Consider the following 21,128-nt stretch of genomic DNA (forward strand, 5'->3'; position numbering starts at 1 on the left):
TTTTTTCATTTCTTACGTAACGTGGAGATACACATTTTAGATGTATCAATGTCTATAGTGATGAACAAATTAATCAAATGTTAGGGTACTACCGTGGTCTTAGTAGGAGGGAAAACGAAAAAAACACAGATTTAGCTTAAACGCAGAATCTGTGTTTATAGTCATTCAATTACTTTTATTGTACCTTTTTATGGAACATTTATTTTTTGGCCCGGATAAATCCACTGAGGATTTTCAATTTCTGGGTTGGCTTGTTCTAACTCAGACATCGGAATATCAAGTTTACGTGAAATTTCATAGTATGTGTCCCCTGAAACAACTGTGTATGTATTCTGCTGTCTAGGAACTTTTAATTGTTGACCAGGATAAAGGTCAGTAGACTGCAATTTATTTAGATTTACTATCTCATCTGTCGATGTTTCATACTTATTAGCAATTATCCAAAGGGAATCCCCTTTTTGAACTATATAAGCGCTTTTACCCTTGGCATCCCATGTTCCGCCTCGTCGTGAATCAGCAATTCCATGAATGCTACCTTCTTTTTTGTTCACTTCAAGCGCTTGAATTCCACCGAAGTAGATGGCTACATGTTTTCCTTGAACCTTATATCCTCGGTTTCTCATGTCTACTTTTAACTCTTCAGGAAAACCATCTTCTACATATAGATATTCATCTGTACCATAAAACTTTTTAGCTCTCACAGCATCTTCCAATGATTGATCCAGATAAAAATATCTGGCTAACACTTCTGCCATTATAGACGGAATTCTTGCTCCTCCAGGGAGTCCAATCCCAATAGCTCTTTCTCCATTGATCAAAATTGACGGAGTAGAATAACTTCTTGGGCGCTTATTAGGTTCATAACGGTTTGGTGAATCTTTTTTAGTGCTAAAATGATATTCAATGGCATTATTGATAAAGTAACCATCCGTATATTTTCCTGTTCCGAAAAAATTGCTCAATGTATTAGTTGCAGATATCATCATTCCTTCTTTATCGACAATGACAAAATGTGTCGTATCTGTATGGGAATCATTAACCTTTTCCCCGTCATCCTCTCTTGCTGTTGAGATCTTGTTAGGAGAAATATTATCAGCAAGTTTTTGGATATGAGCATCACTGACAAGTTTATCCACATCTATTTTATTGAATGTAGGATCTCCGATTTCTTTTATTTTATCATTGTTAGTGACTCTTGAGATTTCTGCCATTAAATGTATGAATCGACCCTCATCACCTTTTGTTTCAGCTATATTCATTTTTTCAGCGAGTTTTAACGACTGAACAAACGATACTCCTGTAAGAGGAGGACTGGCAGAATAAACGGTCCATTCCTTCAGTTTCCCTTTCACAGGTTCTGGTTTCTGAATTTCATAGTCGTCAAAATCCTTCTTATCTATGTATGGAACAGCTTTTATAAAATTCTCACTTATTTCACCTTCATAAAAAGCGTTTGGACCGTTTTCTTTGATTTTAGTTAGAGTTTTCGCCAACTCCGTTTGTATTAACGTTTCCCCCGGTTGTAAGGGGTTCATATCAGGATAGAAATGCGGCAAGTCCTTTAGCGGCATCCGGGCAGCGGCGCCTGTAAGACGTTCCGATAATTCTTGACTGACTTCAACTCCTTTCTCTGCGAAGTCAATTGCAGGAGAAATCAGTTCAGCAAATGGCTTTGACCCATACTCTCTATGTATCATATCCATCCCTTTAACGAAACCGGGGACACCTGATGTTTTATCACCCAATTTCTCAGCAGATGGGGCTTGTACTCGATAATCATAAACAACAGGTTTATTTTTCTTCGGCGGTATAAGTAGCATTTGACCACCGCCGCCAATCCCTGACCCAAATGGCTCAACAACTGAAAGCGTGTAGGAAACAGCAATGGCAGCATCAGCGGCATTCCCTCCATTTTCAAGCACTTTCATCCCCACTTCGACTGCGAAGGGATTAGAGGCACTCACACCATAAAATTCTTGTGAACCTATGAGATCAGTAACTGAAGGTGTACTATCTTGTTCACTGGATACCGAATTGGCGTGTACCACTCCCCCCGAAATAATAAGATTCAGAAGAAGACATAATGATAATAATCTCTTTAACAAAATTCCGTTCACCACCTCACTAAATTTTCAAAACAAGTTCATATTACCAGAAAACAAAGGGAGGGAAACTGATTTAATCGAAAATTCACAGAATGTAATATTTCTGTTTCAATTGTAAAAGGAGTTAAAAAAGTAAAAAAAAGGATAACTATAAATCTCTTACACCGTTAGGAAAGAATCATAAAAAATTGAACATCGAGATTATCCTCTACCAATTACCCCATTTACTGGTATAAAGGTCTGCGAATCCATGGAATTATAAAAATCAGGGGATAGGATATGAATTTCGGCATTATTTTGTATAGTAATTTTCACTAACTTCAGTTGCTAGTATTGATTTTATTCTACAACTAGATAAGTGAAGAACGAGTTTGATAGAATTGAAAATTTCATTTGGATTTCAAAGAAAACATATTTTACAGGTATTTAGATCCAGATTATATGCCCATTTAATATCTATAAAAGCGTATTTCGGATTTTAATTTGACTACTACACAAACCTCGCATTACTTAATAGTATTAAAGCCTTCATCATTATTCATTTTTATCCATATTTAACTTTTATAACTTTTCATTTATAACAACAAAATTACTCATATTAATTTATTCTAAATTTCCAATAGAAATAATTTCTATTCCATATTTTCTGATAGTATAACAATTTAGTGAGGTGGTGAACGGATCATTGTTAAAGAAAATATCATTATTATTTCTTTTTCTAAATGATTTTATTTTTAAGGAAGTGGTATACGCCAATTCAATATCAAGTGAGCAAGATAAAGCTCCTTCGATTATTGATTTTATAAGTTCGATTGTTTTTTGGGATGATATTCTCGTATTTTTGTTCTTTTTAGGTAATGCTTTCCCCGTGCTTCATTTACTCCATTGTTTGCCTTGGTTTCGGGAAAAAAGCGAAGATGATAATCGTAATGTAGAAATAGAAAAAGAAAAAGGGATGAGTATAATAGTCCCCTGTTACAATGAACAGGGAATTATTGAAACTTCGATTAACAGTATGAAATCATTACCTTATTCACAGTTTGAGGTAATTTATATCAATGACGGATCAACGGATGAAACACTTTCTTTATTGAATAAGTTTCTAAAATTAACACCATGTTCTAGATCCCCACTCAGAAAGCTGTCCCATAAAAAAGTAAAAAATGTTTTTCAATCCAAGCTTTACCCTTATATATACGTTTTAGATAAAACGAATGGTGGAAAAGCTGATGCCTTAAATGCAGGCATTGAATATTCGAGTCAAAGTTTAGTTATCACATTAGATGCAGACACCATTTTGACAGATCAGGCCTTATCAGTGATTAACAAAACCTTTGAAGATAAGGACGTCGTTGCTGCAGGCGGAGTCGTGCACGTTCTACAAGCAAAAACATCTAAACCTTTGAGCTATTTGTCTTTAGTTCATGCAAACATGCTAGTACGTCTCCAAACATTGGATTTTCTAAAAGCTTTCTATGTTACAAAATTATCACTTGCACGTTTTCAAGCTTTAGCCGTCATATCAGGAGCATTTGGTATTTTTGAGAAACAAGCACTTATTAATGTAGGAGGTTATCGTTCAACGGTAGGAGAAGACATTGACATAACACTACGCATCCATCAGTACGTCTCCAAACAAAAAAATAAGAAGATTGCGCTAATTTCAGATGCTGTTGCTTATACAGAATTACCTGAAAACTGGAAGGATTTTTTAAAACAACGCGTACGCTGGCAAAAGGCATTTATAGACTGTGTCATCCATTTCCGTTCTTTTTTTTGTAAAACTTTATTTACTAAAGCAGTCTCGTTTTTCTATATATTTGAATCTTTTATAGGTAGAACCATTGTTGCTTATATTATGACGAGTTTATTTGTGGTAAATAGTATCTTTAATCCATTTTCTTCTGGTATTTTACATATTCTTACCAATTTACTTTACATTTTATTATTTCATTTTATGTATAATTTGGTGGCAATTGGAGTGGGTAAGTATTACGGATTTAGATTTCAAAAGAAAGATATATTTCGCTTAATCTTTACTATTCTCCTAGATATTTTTATCTATCGCTTTATCATTATGTACATTGTAATGTATGGAAGTATTGCTTATTTCTTCAACAAGGACTGGAATAAAGTAGATCGAACGGGACGAGACTATCAAACTGATACTAAATCTGTAGCATAGTCCAATAATTAAGAGAGTATGTATTTTCAGGACAACTACTTATTATCCCGAGTAAACGGCAGTAAGACCCCCACCTAAAGGTTACAAGAGTAAACGAGCAAATCTAGGTGGGGGATAACTGCCCGTAAAAGCCCGATTGGTCCAACTAACAATTTCAGAACAAAAGCGTAAGTGCCCGTTTAGCGACGTATGGACTTGGCCTCTCCGAATGAGATAAAGGAAACACGAAGAGCGTAAGCGATTCGATGTTGACTTTTCGTAGTAGGAGGGGGAAGTTTATTAGTCGCTGGGACGCTTACGCTGGATGTCGAAGCGCTTATCCACAGTTCAAAAGTTTATAATTCCTTATTTTTAATATAAACAAATAATCTATAATCCATTGGATTTATTAAAGTGAGGTAAACAATGCGAAAAAAAATATTACTTATTATATTAACCACAATTGTTATTTTACTTTTAGGGGCAGGCGGTTTCACATATTACTTATGGTCTATGGTAACGTCAACTGTAGCAAGTATTCAAGTAAAATACGAATCTAAAGAACGACTTGAAAAGATTAACATTAAAGAAGGGGATCCCATTTCGGTTTTACTAATGGGAATTGATGATCCCGAAGGTCGACAACTACATGGACGGGCTGATGCATTAATCTTATTAACGATTAATCCTCATAGTCAATCCATGCACGTGGTAAGCATTCCTCGTGATTCGTATACTAAGATAATTGGGAAAGGAACAAAAGATAAGATTAACCATTCTCATGCATTGGGCGGTTCTGGAATGGCCATACGTACTGTAGAAAAGTTCTTAGGTATTCCTGTTGATTATTTTATAAAGGGTGATATGAAAAGCTTTGTAGATATTGTTGATGCAGTAGGAGGAGTGAAAGTAGATAATGATTTAGATTTTACTATTTATGGTGTTCATTATCCGAAAGGCACGATCAATTTGAATGGTAAAGAAGCCCTGGGGTACTCTCGAATGAGAAAAGACGATCCACGGGGGGACTTTGGTCGACAACTTCGGCAGCGTCAAGTAGTTGAAGCTGTGATTGATAAGGGATCCCACATATCCTCTATTACGAAATTTGATGATATATTTAAAGTTATTGAAAACAACGTGAAAACAAACTTGACTTTCAATGATATGTGGGAAATTCAATCCAATTATAAAAAGTCCCTTCAAAACATAGTACAGCACCAAATCGATGGAAAAGATTCGAAAATAAATAAATCCTACATTTTTATACCAGATAAAGAAAAGCTCGATGAACTTTCCAATGAATTGAAAAAACACCTTGAGATTGACAAGCAATAACTTTCTATCTAGCGGTCTATGCCTATGGATTTCAAGCTTGAAGGTTCCGATGCAAAAGAATCACTTTATCATAAATGGACATTTTTGATTTTCGACCACAAGTTTTATTTGGACTAAACAGCTTAGTAAAGATTTATAACAACAATAAGCTACCTTGTTAACTCTAATTAGAATAATAAGGTGGCTTACACTATTTCCACCTCATTACATCCCATTCACAGTTCTTTTTGCTACTATTTTTAAAGGCGATTTTCTGCGAAAAGAGGTGTTATTGAATGAAGAAACACTACCTCCTTCTAACAATAGTAGCATTGCTCATTTTTATAGGAGGATTTTTTTTAGTATCTATATTTACAAGTAACAATACAGAAAAAGGTCAGACACAAACACAAAGCCAGGTAGAACCTGTCGATTCAAAAGTATTAATAGGATATATTCAGGATTTTCGAGATCCCGCGTCGATCGATTATACGAAGTTAACACATATTATTTTTTCATTTGTCCATCCAGAAAAAGATGGAAGTCTCATATTTAATGGTGAGAAGGCCGTATCAAATCTTCGCAAAACGGTTCAAAATGCACACCAAGAAGATACAAAAGTGATGATTGCTGTAGGCGGCATGGGCCACTTGGAAGGTGGAGAATCTTATGACTATTTTAAAACTGCCATAGCAAATCCCACTTCTCGTACAAAGCTTATTGACGAACTAATTGAACTAACGAATGAAGAGAATCTTGATGGGATTGATATTGATTTTGAGCACCCGCGTTCAAAAGAGGACGCACATTATCTAGCTGTTTTTACAAAAACATTGGGAGAAAAGTTACACTTAAATGACAAGGAGTTATCGATAGCCGTATATTCAATGATTCATAGTGTGACAGGGACAGAAGTTCAATCAGTCGTTTATGATCCATCCATGTTTCATTATGTTGACTACGTTAATATCATGGCATATGACGGTCAATGGGACGGGGAATATAATGCTGCAAATTTATCACCGTATCCATTCACTAAGAATATCGTAAGCTATTGGTCTAATTTATTTGACAAACTTGGAATTTCGAAGAAAAAGTTAGTATTAGGAGTCCCTCTTTATGCACAACCAGAAGACTTAACGAAAAGGCAATCACCTTATAATGCTATCATTAATCATGATCCTACAAATGCTGAAAGAGACAAAGTTAATTTGAACGGGACGACCTATCATTATAATGGAGAAACGACAATGATAAAGAAAACCAAACTTGCTCTTGCTAACGAATTTGGTGGTTTGATGCTATGGGAGCTGGGGCATGATGCTGAAAGGACGCATAGTTTAACAAGCGCTATTTTTGATGTTCTGAATAAAAGTCAGGAAGAAGAGAATCAATAGCGCCCGCTAATAGGAGTATTATCGTTATCTTGATCTGTATTGCTTTTTATTTCATGTGTATCAAACATTTTCAAAAACTTCGGGAGGAGGTGAAATCATGCTTAAAAAAGCTACCATTTTAATTGCATTTATCTTAGTTTGTCTGCCAATGTTTGATAAATTTGCAATAGCTGAGGCTTACATAGTTCAATCAGGAGATAACCTTTCGAAAATTTCCAACAAGTATGAAACATCAGTAGAAAAGATTGTTAATTTGAACAAATTGCTAACTACTGTAATTGAACCAGGTCAATACTTAGAAATTCCTAAAACGTACATAGTTAGTGAAGGGGACACGCTTTATAAAATTTCTATTAAACTCGGAGTCTCTATACCTGAGCTATTAGAAGTCAACCCAACAATTGAAAATCCTAATTGGATTTACCCTAATCAAAGATTCAATGTTCCAATAAAAAATGAAATGATTTATATGGGGAACACTAGTAAGAAAAGAATCGCCCTGACTTTTGACGATGGTCCAGAAGATATCTATACCCCGCAAATTTTAGAAATCTTAAGGCAAAAGGGTGTAAAGGCTACCTTTTTTGTGATAGGTGAGAGAGCCAAGAAGTATCCAGAACAATTAAGACAAATTTACAAAGAAGGGCATGCTATAGGCAACCATACTTGGGATCACCCGCATTTACCTGAACTCACGGACCAACAATTTAACAAAAATATACAGTCCACTACCGCAGAAATTGAGAAAATTATAGGGTACAAACCAGAACTATTCCGACCGCCATATGGAGAAATTGAAGATCGACAGGTAGCAATGCTTAATAAACAAGGCTACCGTTCGATCATGTGGACGGCCGATACAAAGGACTGGAGTGGAGTGTCTGCAGAAGAAATTGTATCAAGAGTGAAGCAAGACACTAGACCTGGAGTTATCGTCCTTCAACATAACTATCATGCATCCGGGCAATTTGAAACTGTTAAGGCATTGCCTCAAATCATTGACGAATTACGCGTACAGGGCTATGAGTTTGTTACCGTTCCAACACTCTTAGATAATTAGAAACAGGTAAATTAAATATTCCAATAGGGTAACCCTATTGGAATATTTTGTTTTTAAAAGATTACTATAATTGTAAGTTTTCCGTATGATGTATTTGATTTAACGCACTTTTTGCACCTTTCGTTAACGATATTACACACTCTCAACCTACGGTTGCATGATGAAATAACGCCCTCAAACCCTTGAAATGACTGGGGTTGTTAGTAAGTTGACATCCTAACATTGAGAAAAATAAAGGAAGCTTCCCATAAGTTCACTGAACTTGTGGGAGGCTTTTTTTCTTTTTGTTAGGCTGGAGTTATTTCATGCACCTACTTCATTATTGTATCTTTATGTTAGGATATTTTTAACAAAAATTCGCTTTATGTGAATATTCCAAAGGTTTTACATTCGCTTTGCGAATATTAACCGATTTTACCTGTATAATGTTCGTATTTTTTTATTGACGGATTGGGACTTTAGGTGGTACTATGAGTTAGTAAAAATTAAATATTATTCTCGTATAATATTGGGGATATGGCCCGAAAGTTTCTACCAAGCTACCATAAATAGCTTGACTACGAGGTTGTGTATATACATATGGAGATAAGTTTATTTTTTATTTCCATTAATCTACCTTCCTAAAGTCAAGCACCGGTGTAACTCGGTGCTTTTTATTTTTTACTCAAGTAATTAATTCAACATGATTAACAGAGGAGGAAATTTTCAATGCAAAAAAATATAAAGAAAATGACAGTGATCTTATTCATTGCTTTAATGACTGTTGTTATGGCAGCATGCGGAAATGATTCAGCTAATAAAAATGAAGCTAAGTCAGGAAAAGGTGAAGAAGGATTAAAAATTGCCATTGTAACAAGCCCTTCAGGCGTTGATGATGGCAGCTTTAATGAAGATAACTATAACGGTATTTTGAACTTTATTAAAAAGCATCCAACAGCAACGGTAAAGGCTGTTAGAGAAGAAACTGGTGATCTGGCTGCGGCTGTACAAGCTGTTGCTGATATTGTGGCAGATTATGATGTGATTGTAACACCTGGGTTTCAATTTGCTGGAATTTCTAGTATTGCAGTAGAAAATCCTGATAAAATATTTATTTTAAATGACTCTGAGCCTGCACCTGTAGGGGACCAAAAAGAATTTGATAATATATATGCCATGAATTTCGCTGAACAAGAAAGTGGCTTTTTTGCAGGAATGGCTGCAGCACTTGAAACAAAATCAAATAAAGTAGCGGTTGTAAATGGGATCGCTTATCCTTCAAATGTAAATTACCAATTTGGCTTTGAATCTGGTGTGAATTATGTAAATAAAGTATATGGTAAAGATGTTAAAAGTGTTGAATTATCAGGTTATGCAGGGACGGATGTAACCGGCGCTAATGTTGGTGGTAACTATGCCGGATCTTTTGCAGATGAGGCAACTGGTAAAGTGATTGGAAATGCGTTAATTAAACAAGGTGTAGATATTATCTTTGTTGCAGCAGGTGGTACTGGTAATGGAGTATTCACTGCAGTTAAAGAAGCTAAAGGCGATGTAAAAGTGATTGGGTGCGATGTTGACCAATATGATGACGGTGTGAATGGTTCTAAAAATATCGTATTAACATCTGGTGTAAAATTCATGAGTAAGAATGTTGAAAAGGTATTAAATTCTGTTGTTGATGGCAGCTTTAAAGGCGGAAATGTTGTTCTTTATGCAGATACAGAATCAACTGGTTTTATTAAAGAAGAAGGGCGTCATCAATTATCTGAGGATACTCTAAGTAAAATGAATGAAGCTTACGAGTTAGTTAAAGATGGTACAATCGTACCTGCATCTAACTTTAATGGCCATACTCCAGATAAGTTTCCAGGATTAAAATAAATAGATAGATACAGAATATTGAAATGAACAAATAGAAGTTTATCATTTTCCCTGTTTAATAAACATTAGGGAATGATGAACTTCTTTTAAATTACTTTTCCTATATAAAGGAGACGAAAGATGTCTGATTATATTGTAGAAATGAAGCATATAACCAAACGATTTCCTGGCATCGTGGCGAATGATGATGTTTCCCTTGGCATTAAAAAGGGAGAAATTTTTGCCTTACTTGGAGAAAATGGTGCCGGTAAATCAACTTTGATGAGTATTCTTAGTGGTATGTACGAACCGGATGAAGGAGAAATTTATATTCGGGGTGAGAAAGTCCAAATTAGCTCACCCAATCATGCGGCAAAGCTTAACATTGGAATGGTCCATCAGCATTTTAAGTTAGTCTCTGATTATACGATTACAGAGAATATTACTTTAGGAATCGAGCCCATCAAAAAGTTTGCAGGTCTCTTTCCATACGTAGATATTCGAAATGCCAATCGTAAAATTGAAGAACTGTCTAAAAACTTTGGCCTAGAAGTGGATCCTACGAAAAAAATAGCGGATCTTACTGTTTCGATGCAGCAGCGGGTGGAAATTTTAAAGGTGCTTTATCGTGAAGCAGAAATCCTTATTTTTGATGAACCAACTGCAGTCTTAACGCCACAAGAAATTGATTTCTTACTTGGTATTATCGAAGGTCTACGAAACGGTGGAAAAACAATCATATTAATTACACATAAGCTAGAAGAAATTAAGAAAGTCGCCGATCGATGTGCCGTATTGAACAAAGGCAAATTAATTGACGTGTTGGATGTGAAGAAAACACCGGTTAATCTTATGGCACAATTAATGGTAGGCAGAGAGGTCAATTTTGAATCCGAAAAAGTACCTGCTCAGTTTAAAGAGGAAGTATTAAAGGTCGAACATCTAACCGTTAAAAATGAAGATGGATTTGAAGTAGTTAAAGATGTTTCCTTTACGATACACAGTGGCGAAATATTTGCTATTGCTGGAGTAGCAGATAATGGCCAAGTTGAAATAGCGGATACCATTGCTGGATTAACAAAGGTTAGTGGTGGAAAAATCCTCCTCGAAGGTAAGGACATTACGAATGAAAGTATAAGAAACAGAACAGAAACTGGCATATCTTATATCCCTGAAGATCGACAAAGTTTTGGACTCGTTTTGGATTTTGATTTATCAACGAATTTAGCTTTAAAGCAGTACTATAGGGAGCCCTTTTCTAGTAAGGGAATCTTAAATAAAGAAGAATTTGAGCAATTCGGCAGTAATATGATTGATAAATATGATATTAGAAGCGGGCAAGGAATTAAGACGCAAGTTCGTTCGATGAGTGGCGGTAATCAGCAAAAAGCGATTATTGCTCGCGAAATCGAATTACAATCGCCACTTATGATTTTCGTTCAGCCAACACGGGGAGTAGATATTGGTGCGATTGAAAATATTCATAGAATGATGATTCAAGAACGAGATAAAGGAAAAGCAGTCTTACTTATTTCATTAGAGTTAGATGAAATTATGAATGTAGCGGATACCATTGGAGTTATATATAATGGCCAACTTCAAAAAATTGCTAGTAGTGAATCATTAACGACGAATGAAGTCGGCGAATATATGATGGGGGCAAAGCATGAGTAAAGATAAAAAGGAAAAATTCTTCAGTTATAGTCTTATTCGACCATTAAGTAATGAGAAATGGCAACCTATCTCCATTCCATTAGTATCTATATTAATCAGTTTTATAGCTGCGGCTGTTGTTATCCTGTTAATTGGAAAAAACCCCATACAGGCATTTTATAACCTATTCCAAGGGGCTGGAATCTTACCTAAGCCTTCTTATGCTGGCTATAAGAGCATGGTGACTGATTTTTTAAGTTTGCTAAATGCAATGACTCCGTTAGTATTTGCGAGCTTGGCAGTTGCTGTTGCTTTTAAAGCGGGTCTATTTAATATTGGAGTTTCCGGTCAAATGCTTGTCTCTGGTTTTTTAGCGACGATTATAGTTGGTTATAGTGGTTTAGATGCTGTCATCGCAAAGCCGCTTGTGCTGTTAGTCGGAATGGTCGCTGGAGGATTAATAGGAGGATTAGTAGGCTGGCTAAAATATAAATTTAACATTAATGAAGTAGTAACTACGATTATGTTAAATTATATTGCTCAATATGTCATAAGCTTTTTTATTCAAATGTTTTATATTGATCCAGTTTCAAGACAATCCCAATATATTTCAGAAGCAGCAAGATTAACTTTAGTAAATGTCGAAATTGCCAACTTGAAAATGGATATTCCATTAGGCTTTATTTTAGCCATCATTACCGCTATTTTAGTAAAGTTTGTGATGGACAAAACAGTAGTTGGTTTTGAAATGAAAGCAGTAGGTTCCAACCGTAATGCAGCAAAATATGCAGGAATTAATGTCGGAAGAAATACAGTCTTAGCCATGGTTATGTCAGGAGGTTTGGCTGGTCTTGCAGGTGTCACTTATTATTTAGGTCATTTTTCTTCCATACAACCAAAAGTATTATCAAGTCTCGGTTTTGATTCCATTGCTGTATCGTTATTAGGAAACTCTCATCCAATTGGTGTTATTTTTTCATCATTTTTAGTATCTATTATTGATCAAGGAAGCACGTATATGAGTTCACAGGCTGGAATTAGACAAGAAATTTCTTCTGTGATCATTGGGTTAATCCTATTGGTTAGTGCATGTGGTGAATACTTGAAGTTTAAAGTCAGACGCCTGAAGGAAAAAGAAGTGGATCGAAAGGAGCGTGAATCATAATGGATACAATAATTATTGATGGATTATCCTTTGCTCTGCCACTTTTTATTTTGGCAATAGGCGGAATATATAGTGAAAAGAGTGGCATTATCAATTTAGCGCTTGAAGGCATTCAAGGTTTTGGGGCATTCGTAGGAGCGCTGTCAGCTGTTTTAATCGCAAATGCTTCTGGCATGGATGTTCAAAATCTATTTTACGTGGCATTAATATTTTCGATGATTGGCGGAATGACTTTTTCCATTATTCATGCTGTGTTATGTATTAAGTTTAAGGCCAATCAAGTGATCAGTGGTGTCGTGATAAATATTTTAGCGTTAGCACTAACGACTTTCTTAACGACACAAATAAATGCACTTGTATTTGGAGCGGCTTCGGACAAGTTTCGATTAGGTGTATCGGAGCGGTTTACGATTGAAGGTTTAGCCAATATCCCAGTGATTGGTGCAGTCTTTACGAATGTGTATCCGTTTGAAGTGATTATCATCGTGATTGCCTTTTTTGCTTGGTATCTTTTATATAAAACAAGATTTGGCATGCGCTTAAGAGCGAGTGGGGAAAATCCTCATTCGGTTGATGCAGCAGGTGTAAATGTATTGAAAATTAGGTTTTCTGCGGTTTTAATATCGGGGCTATTATCAGGTCTAGGCGGCATGTGTTTTGCCTATTCCATTTCAGCTAACTTTTCTTCAAATATTTATATGGGATATGGCTTCTTAGCTATTGCTGCATTAATTTTTGGTAATTGGAGGATTCTCCCTACTTTAGCCGCTTGTCTTTTATTTGGTTTTGCAAAATCTGGGGGTGCGTTTATTGCTCAGTCAATGGCATTACCAAGTAGTTTCACCGATTTATTCATGATTTTACCGTATGTATTAACTTTATTGTTATTAATCTTTTTCTCAAAATCAAATCGCGCTCCGAGAGCATTAGGTGAAATTTATGACAAAGGAAAGAGATAAATAAATTTTCTAAGCAGTTCCCACCGTATAACGTCATTTTTAAATGAAAACCCCAATTATTAGAGAAGGTCTTTCATCAGTTTACTAAACTGGTGGGAGGCCTTTTCTTTCATGTTTGCCGTGATATGAGTATTTATGGTTTCATGGTTGTGTTAATGGCTGTCTGAATCAGCAGGCGGAAGAATCGGCCTCTTCTTCCAAAAATTTAATCTCTTCTACTTTTACTTGTTACTTTGGGGATTGAATATTTTCTGTAAGGTTCAATATTAACAGCCCCATTTAATAGAATCCCTCAAGAAGGGTGCTGACGGCTCTTTCTTTGTTTCGTATCGCTGGGCGATATAACTTGCAAACAAATCTAAAAACCTTCATATTTAATAGAAAAGGAGGTCCGATATGCGACGTGATATACAACCAAATGAACGAGCTTTCTCTTCCAAGGAAGTGGCAGAAGAAGTAGGGATTGCAACTCCCACTGTTCGAAAGTATGGCCAAATCTTAGAGCGGAATGGATATGAGTTTTTAAAAGATGGCGATCGACGTATCTTTGTTCAATCTGACATCGGAGCGCTTATAGCGTTACGCGATACGGACAAGCCCCTAGACGATACAGCAAAAGACCTTGTGAATCAACAAAAAGAAAGATTAGAAGGATCCAATGAAAAAGAGATTGCCTTAATCGATACATATGGAAATATACCTCATGATCCCAATCAATTAAAAGAGGTCTTTATGTTTTTAGTCAATGAACTCGCAGCCACACGTGAGATGAATGTCCAACTAACAAACGATATGTCAGAGCTTAAAACAAAGGTTTCCCGACTCCAGCAAGATCATCATGTTATAAGTTCTAGTATAGGAAATTCAGCGCAAAAAACTAGTGCTAAAATTGAAAAATTAACTGAACAACAAAATATCCATTACGAAACATTGCTGCAACAAGAAAAACAAAAAAGTGAACTCTTACAAAAAGAAATACAAAATATGCGTGACGAACAGAAAAAAGAATGGAGTTCACAAAATGATTTTAATAAACGATTAGAAGAAGCGATACAGAAACCTAAAGAAAAATGGGGAGGGCTTTTCTCCATATTTAGAAAATAAGGTGTCTGTTTAAGGTTTTTATGCCTAACTGTGTAAAGATTTGTGGAAGGAAATTTTTGATGAAGAAAATTTAAGCGATATGAATCTAAACAATATACACAACTTGAAGCAAGAAAAAAAGAATGTTTGAATAAAATGGGAGTTGAGGCGGTTAAGAAACTCAATAAAAACATGAGTCATCCCTGATGGAGTTCCCTAAGAAAGGGTTGATCGGCTCTTTTTTTTGTGTTTCGTATCGCTGGGCGATATAACCTGCAAGTAAATCCCCAGGACCCTCATCTTTAAGAAAAGGAAGTCTGATATGCGACATGATATACATCTGATGAACGGCATTCTCTTCCAAGGAAGTGGGAATGCAACACCCACTGTTCAAAAGTATGGTCACATTTTAGAGTGAAATGGATACGAGTACTTATAAGAGAGTAATCCGTGTATCTTGTTCAAACCGACATCGGAGTGCTTATAGCGTTACCCGATACGGATAAGTCGCTAGGCAATGCAGCTACAGACCTTGTGAATCAACAAAAAGAAAGATTAGAATGAACCTTTGAACTCGCAGCCAGGAGTGAAGTGATATCCAACTGATAAACGATATGTGTCTGTTAAAACCAAGGTTTCCTGGCTCCAACAGTTCAACATGTACTTAATAGTGCTTCTCAAGAAAGGGGCTGGAAAGCTCTTTTTTTGATTCGTATCGCTGGGCGATATACCTAGCAATAAAATCCCCAGAACCTTCATTTTTAAGAAAAGGAAGTTTGATATGCGACATGATATACATCTGATGAACGAGCATTCTTTTCCAAGGAAGTGGGAATGCAACACCCACTGTTCAAGAGTATGGACATATTTTAGAGTGAAAAGGATATAGGTTCTTAAAAGAGGGCAATCTGCGTATCTTTGTGCAATCCGGCATCGGACCGCTTATAGCGTTACCCGATACGGATAAGTCCCTAGACGATACAGCTACAGACCTTGTGAAACAACAAAAAGAAAGATTAGAATCGACCAATGAAACAGAGATTATGATACCTGATACATTGAAAATCCCCCCTAGACCCCACTCAAATAAAAGAAAACACTATTTTTCAAATTCCACAAATTCCCGGGGAATATCTACAAATTATGAGTAGATATCGACAAAAATTAGCAGCATTTTAATAACCATTTGTTTTTTTCGGATAAGAAAGTAGACAGACTATAGAATTCAAATTATCAATGCTAATAATTTGCTAACGCATTCAAGTGAAAAACGATAAAATCCCGTGAAAGATGTTACATTTCTCATTAGCAAAAACCTTAATATACCACACCTTTTGCACATAACGTTAAAGAAATTACACACTCTCACCTTAGGGGAGGTATGATGTAATAACGCCTTACCAATTAAAAGAAGCTTCTCATGAGTCGTTTGACTTTTAAGAAGCTTTTTTTGTTGTTAATTAAACGTTTGATTAATAATAAATGAAATAGAAATGTACAAGTCAATCCGTGAAACATTAATGTGAAACAAGAATAATCGGGGAGTGACAGTGAATCGCGCCCATGATAAATGACTCTTGTCACGTTATCCAGCGTATTATAATGTTAAAATGACTTCAATTTGACAATTTTATATTTGCTTTGGAAAAGGCAACGGCTTACGGAAAATTCGTTTAAGAAATTGATATATGCTTCAATTTGATTAAAACAACTTTTTGGTAGGATATATTAAATTGAAGTAAGAGGGTTTTATTGCGATTGTTGAAAATGTTTTTTTAAGGAATGGTGAAGAATAATGCTATATATGTGGAATATTGAGAAGATAATTAATAGTACATTACAAGAACTCAAACTAAATATAAATGTTGAATCCAGCGATAAGCTTACTGCACCGATGAGTTATAACATAGCGACAAATACGATAAAGTTTAACTACTTACAAATTAACGGATATAACGCAAAAATTAATTTTAAAATTAAAGAAACGGATGAAAACTTTGTGAAACTTATTCTTTATCTTCAGCTTGGTTATTATTTAGAATTTAGGAAAAATCCACGAGTTTTAAAGACTCTCATTTATGGTGAAGAAAAAGAAAAGGAACAGCTTTTAGCAGAAATCGAAGAGAATGCTTGGGAATATGGAAGAACACTGGTGCCTGAATATCTAATAAAAGCATATGATCAAGTACGTGAATTGGATAAAATCCTGTTAAAAGACTGAAAAGATCAAAGGGGCAGTATTAACGCTTCTACTCCAATAGTTACTTAATTGTTTTGGAGTAGATTAAAGGAATCCTCATGAAAGAGGCTGATTGGCTCTTTTTTGTTTCGTATCGCTGGGCGATATGACTTGCAAAAAAGTGTAAAAACCTTCTTATTTAATAGAAAAGGAGGTCGATATGCGACGTGATATACAACCGAATGAACGAGCATTCTTTTCCAAGAGGGCAATCCGCGTATCTTTGTTCAATCCGACATCGGAGCGCTTATTGCGTTACCTGATATGGGCAAGTCTCTAAACGATACAGCTAAAGCCCTTGTGAATCAACAAAAAGAAAGATTAGAAGCAACCAGTGAAACAGAGATTGCAATACCTAATACATTTGAAATTCCCCCCCTCGCCCCCAATCAATTAAACGAAATCACTAATTTGCAAATTTCAACAAATTCCCGGGAAATATCTACAAATTATGAGTAGATATTGACAAGATTCGGCTACATTAACCATTTGTTTTTACGGTCAGAATGAATCTATCTAATGAATAAATAGTTAGCTCTACTTGCGTTCTTTTTTTGGAGGAAAAAATGAACGGAAGAACTTGGCTCGGCGTAGTTTTAAATATCATTGGAGTTATTATATTAGCGTATGAGCGAGCGAAAAAGGATAACGTTCTTCAGTACAAAGTGTTATAATAGAAAGGTTGGTTTGTCTATTTCAGTTATTTACTGTGAGCTCGAAAAAATGAAGATACCTAAAGTTCAATGGGACGACTTGTAAAGTCATTCCAACGACCTTTAGGTTTCTTTTTTTGGTCCTGAATTATACTTACTCTTCAAATTAAGCAGTCGAAAGGAATGTTATATTGTGAAAAGTGCTTTGCTTTTTTTTGCTCAGCTATTTTTTATTTGGGCAATCTATGAATTTTCTAGTTACATTATTAAGACTTTTGATGTGCCGATACCAGCTAGTGTGCTGGGCATAATCATTTTATATACGATGTTATCAACCGGAATCATTAAGTTAAGGCATATCGAGAAAGGTGTAGGATTTTTAAATAAGCATTTGGGATTTTTCTTTGTGCCGATTGCTGTCGGTTTAATCAACTATGGAGGGCTAATTAAAGCTCATGGATTAGAATTAGTCCTGATGATAGCCGGAAGTACGGTCGTTGGTTTAGTCATAACAGCTGGAACAACACAGTATTTATCGAAAAAGGAAAGGGCTCTAACTAGGAAGGAGCGCACATATCATGGACAGTCTCACTCTGCTTAATATATTCATTACAATTATCGTATATATAGGCGCAAAAAAACTATCACAACGTGTTTCTTCGCCATTAACAACCCCTATTTTAACAGCTACTATCATCATAATTGTGTTTCTTAGTTTAATGGATATTAGCTATCAACAATATGTACCAGCAAAAGAATGGATGACTATTCTATTAGGACCCGCTACTGTTGCTCTTGCAGTGCCTATGTATAAAAATCGGGAAATTATTAAAGAAAAATTAAAGCCTGCAGTTCTGGGACTGGTGATCGGAACGATATCAACGATTACTTCTGCCGTATGGCTTTCAAAAGCATTAGGGCTATCTGACACAATCCAAGCGGCATCTGCTGTCAAAGCAGTCACAAGCCCTGTTGCGATTGAAGCTGTTGTCCATATTGGCGGGGATCCTTCACTTACGGCTGCTTTTGTTATAACTGCAGGTATTTTTGGGGCAGTGATGGGGCCGATCATTTTAAACTTAGTGGAAATTTCTGACCCGTTTTCACGCGGTCTTGGGTTAGGAACTGTTTCTCATGGAATAGGTACGAGCCAAGCAATGATGGAAGGTCCTATTCAAGGAGCGGTGTCAAGTGTAGCAATGGGACTTGTAGCTATTATTACATCCATCATCCTCCCATGGATTTATCCAATCATTCATCTTTAGAAAATTATATCTGCTAATAACAACAAAGACAGCGCGGAATCAACATATATATTGGAAGAGAAAGCTTTATAATACTTTTTCGCGGGATGATGTAACCTCATCTATTGAATCATTGTTACACAAGGTTTTATGTTGGTTACTAACAAAAGGGGATATTACTGAGGTTTCTCATAAATCGGGCAAATTTATGAGAAACCTCTTTTTTCATTTCTTGTGTTACAATGAAGATATTGTAAGTTGATAAGGAAGAAGTTATCTCATCTAAAATTGAGTGATCATATTGGTTGAGCGGGAGGGAATCGGAAAAAAATGTACACTTTTTTTGCATATTTATTTTCCCTTTTTGTAATTGTGTTATCAGTATTTATTACTCTTTTTATCAAACTTGAACTAGAGCGGATGTTTCAGGAAAAAAAAGATGTACTCCCATTTCATATATGTAATGTGGTTATAATTTTAATGGTTGCTTTTGTGACACATGTTGTAATGACAACTTATGTTATTGGAAATCAAGTCAATTATATTCTACAAATAATAATCCTTCTGTTCATAATCTTACCTATTTATATTTTAGGGCACTTCGCATTTGAAAAATATAAATCAGTCTATCGAAAATACACACCCGGCGATAATATGAAGGTTATTATCCTTAACGAAAAGTACTTAAAAAAGAAAAAACCATTTTCAAAGCTCAAAAATTATAATGCTGTTTCAAAGGATAAATAAATTAGGGGAATATAAAATAGAGGTTTTCCATAAGTTGGAGGAAACTCCCATTGTTGTAAATCAGGTCTCTCATCTATTCATCGAACGGATGGGAGATTTTTAAATATTGCTAGTAAGAAAAGCTTCATCTGAGTAGCATATTTCGTTAAGCTCTTATAAGTAGACGTATGTATAAAAACTAACGGAATTGAAGGAGAAGCGATGGCTGAACAAATCGAATTAATGATTATCGATAACCTGATTCAAGAGATTGTTCAAGGGAAATATAAAGCGAATGATCAATTTCCATCGGAAAATGAACTTGCTGACCACTACGGTGTGCCGAGAATCAAAGTGAGGAATGCTTTTTTAAAGTTGGAAGATATGGGCTATCTTTATTCAAAGCAAGGGAAGGGGCGTTTTTTAAAGCCTAAACAGCGCCAGATTGAATTGCATCTAACCGGGAGTTCAAGTTTTAGTGAAAAAATGAAACAGGCAGGCTACGATCTAAAAACTCAAAATCTTGGCTGTGAAAAAATTGTCTATGATCCAAAAATCTATGCTTGCTTGAACGTGGAACAGAACGATGACGTTTACAAGATTTCTCGATTGCGGATCATCGACGGGTTACCGATTGCCCTTCATGTATCATACGTAGCGAAAAGTGTTTTCCCACAAATCGAAAGCGATGGCGCCTATATTCAGTCCATGTTTGCTTATTATGAGGAGAAAGGTTTTACTAGTTTTTTGAGTAGCAAAAGCAATGTCAGCATTTCATTCCCTACAAATGTTGAACGTTCCCTTTTCGATTGTGCACCACTTGTTCCACTATTTGTTCTTCAGAGTGATTGCATCGATGCTAATCAACATACTGTACTCGAATATACAAAAATCATCTACCGCAGTGACTCGTTTACCTATGTCATTACAGCTGAATAAATAAAGAGAAGCCTTTGTCAAACTATTTGACAGAGGCTTCACTTTATTTATTCACATTTACATTCTTTTAATAAACCTTTAACACTACCTCAATTGGCAACAAGATAAGATGGGTTTGTGAAGGAGTGAGAGGATGAATCGACGTAAACGGACAGAAATTCTTATTGATGGCTCACGTCATTTGGCAAGAGAACTGGTGTGCGAAATTGAGCGTAACCATACGATCCACATTATAGCTGAACCACATCACGCGTTAACGATGGTCAACATGAGGGAAACGGCCAAAAAAACTCTTTTTTACCTTGGTGAGGTGCTCGTTACTGAAACAAAGGTACAGATCAATCAGGCATTTGGCGTCGGAATCGTTGTCGGGGATGAAGAAGAGTTGTCCTATTTGTTAGCGGTGATTGATGCGGCATACGAAGCGAATTTAGTGGAGACGAAAGGTTGGACGTTGCTCTTTGAAGAGGAAGAAAAACGAATCCGTCATAATCGAACTACACAAGAAGCATCCATTTTAAAAACAAAAGTCAATTTTGAAATGATGGACGTTTGATATAAAAACGAATACATAGGAGTGAA

At 35.8% G+C, this 21,128-nt stretch carries 15 protein-coding genes and 1 riboswitch; of the genes, 14 read left to right on the plus strand and 1 reads right to left on the minus strand.

Annotated features, from left to right (window positions below):
• Nucleotides 1-188: 188 nt before the first annotated feature.
• Nucleotides 189-2,105 (minus strand): gamma-glutamyltransferase, encoded by a 1,917-nt coding sequence (locus F7731_RS22515; protein ID WP_151537043.1) that lies wholly within the window; start codon nucleotides 2,103-2,105, stop codon nucleotides 189-191.
• 685 nt (nucleotides 2,106-2,790) lie between these two features.
• On the opposite strand from F7731_RS22515, the gene F7731_RS22520 reads away from it, so the two are divergent.
• The 14 genes from F7731_RS22520 to phnG all read left to right on the plus strand — a co-directional run bounded on the left by F7731_RS22520 (nucleotide 2,791) and on the right by phnG (nucleotide 21,102).
• Nucleotides 2,791-4,290, plus strand: a complete 1,500-nt coding sequence (locus F7731_RS22520) for a glycosyltransferase family 2 protein (RefSeq protein ID WP_151537044.1) — start codon at nucleotides 2,791-2,793, stop codon at nucleotides 4,288-4,290.
• Nucleotides 4,291-4,695: 405 nt separating this feature from the next.
• Nucleotides 4,696-5,607 (plus strand): LCP family glycopolymer transferase, encoded by a 912-nt coding sequence (locus F7731_RS22525; RefSeq protein ID WP_151537045.1) that lies wholly within the window; start codon nucleotides 4,696-4,698, stop codon nucleotides 5,605-5,607.
• Between the two features lie 275 nt (nucleotides 5,608-5,882).
• A complete protein-coding gene (locus tag F7731_RS22530; protein WP_151537046.1) occupies nucleotides 5,883-6,983 on the plus strand; it encodes a glycosyl hydrolase family 18 protein in 1,101 nt (366 codons plus the stop codon).
• Between the two features lie 97 nt (nucleotides 6,984-7,080).
• Nucleotides 7,081-8,043 carry a polysaccharide deacetylase family protein gene (locus tag F7731_RS22535; protein ID WP_151537047.1) on the plus strand — a complete coding sequence of 321 codons (963 nt, stop codon included), beginning with the start codon at nucleotides 7,081-7,083 and terminating at the stop codon, nucleotides 8,041-8,043.
• Nucleotides 8,044-8,521: 478 nt separating this feature from the next.
• A riboswitch (purine riboswitch) is annotated at nucleotides 8,522-8,623 on the plus strand.
• Between the two features lie 128 nt (nucleotides 8,624-8,751).
• The gene (locus F7731_RS22540; RefSeq protein WP_151537048.1) at nucleotides 8,752-9,906 is read left to right on the plus strand and encodes a BMP family lipoprotein; all 1,155 of its coding nucleotides are present in this window, start codon (nucleotides 8,752-8,754) and stop codon (nucleotides 9,904-9,906) included.
• Between the two features lie 120 nt (nucleotides 9,907-10,026).
• A complete protein-coding gene (locus tag F7731_RS22545) occupies nucleotides 10,027-11,559 on the plus strand; it encodes an ABC transporter ATP-binding protein (protein ID WP_151537049.1) in 1,533 nt (510 codons plus the stop codon).
• The gene (locus F7731_RS22550; protein WP_151537050.1) at nucleotides 11,552-12,703 is read left to right on the plus strand and encodes an ABC transporter permease; all 1,152 of its coding nucleotides are present in this window, start codon (nucleotides 11,552-11,554) and stop codon (nucleotides 12,701-12,703) included. The genes F7731_RS22545 and F7731_RS22550 overlap by 8 nt, the downstream gene beginning before the upstream one ends.
• Nucleotides 12,703-13,662, plus strand: a complete 960-nt coding sequence (locus F7731_RS22555) for an ABC transporter permease (RefSeq protein WP_151537051.1) — start codon at nucleotides 12,703-12,705, stop codon at nucleotides 13,660-13,662. The genes F7731_RS22550 and F7731_RS22555 overlap by 1 nt, the downstream gene beginning before the upstream one ends.
• Before the next feature lie 396 nt (nucleotides 13,663-14,058).
• Nucleotides 14,059-14,766, plus strand: coding sequence for an SH3 domain-containing protein (locus F7731_RS22560; RefSeq protein WP_151537052.1), 708 nt, complete (start codon nucleotides 14,059-14,061; stop codon nucleotides 14,764-14,766).
• 1,774 nt (nucleotides 14,767-16,540) lie between these two features.
• Nucleotides 16,541-16,966 carry a hypothetical protein gene (locus F7731_RS22565; protein ID WP_151537053.1) on the plus strand — a complete coding sequence of 142 codons (426 nt, stop codon included), beginning with the start codon at nucleotides 16,541-16,543 and terminating at the stop codon, nucleotides 16,964-16,966.
• 864 nt (nucleotides 16,967-17,830) lie between these two features.
• Nucleotides 17,831-18,238 carry a CidA/LrgA family protein gene (locus F7731_RS22570; RefSeq protein ID WP_246197408.1) on the plus strand — a complete coding sequence of 136 codons (408 nt, stop codon included), beginning with the start codon at nucleotides 17,831-17,833 and terminating at the stop codon, nucleotides 18,236-18,238.
• Entirely contained in the window at nucleotides 18,216-18,902 is a 687-nt protein-coding gene (locus tag F7731_RS22575; RefSeq protein WP_151537055.1) for an LrgB family protein, read from the plus strand. The genes F7731_RS22570 and F7731_RS22575 overlap by 23 nt, the downstream gene beginning before the upstream one ends.
• Before the next feature lie 927 nt (nucleotides 18,903-19,829).
• On the plus strand, nucleotides 19,830-20,546 hold the full coding sequence (locus F7731_RS22585; protein WP_151537057.1) for a GntR family transcriptional regulator: 717 nt from the start codon (nucleotides 19,830-19,832) through the stop codon (nucleotides 20,544-20,546).
• Nucleotides 20,547-20,679: 133 nt separating this feature from the next.
• Nucleotides 20,680-21,102 carry a phosphonate C-P lyase system protein PhnG gene (gene phnG, locus F7731_RS22590; protein WP_151537058.1) on the plus strand — a complete coding sequence of 141 codons (423 nt, stop codon included), beginning with the start codon at nucleotides 20,680-20,682 and terminating at the stop codon, nucleotides 21,100-21,102.
• Nucleotides 21,103-21,128 lie beyond the last annotated feature (26 nt).

This window comes from Cytobacillus depressus (assembly GCF_008923245.1).
Taxonomy (GTDB): Bacteria; Bacillota; Bacilli; order Bacillales; family Cytobacillaceae; genus Cytobacillus; species Cytobacillus depressus.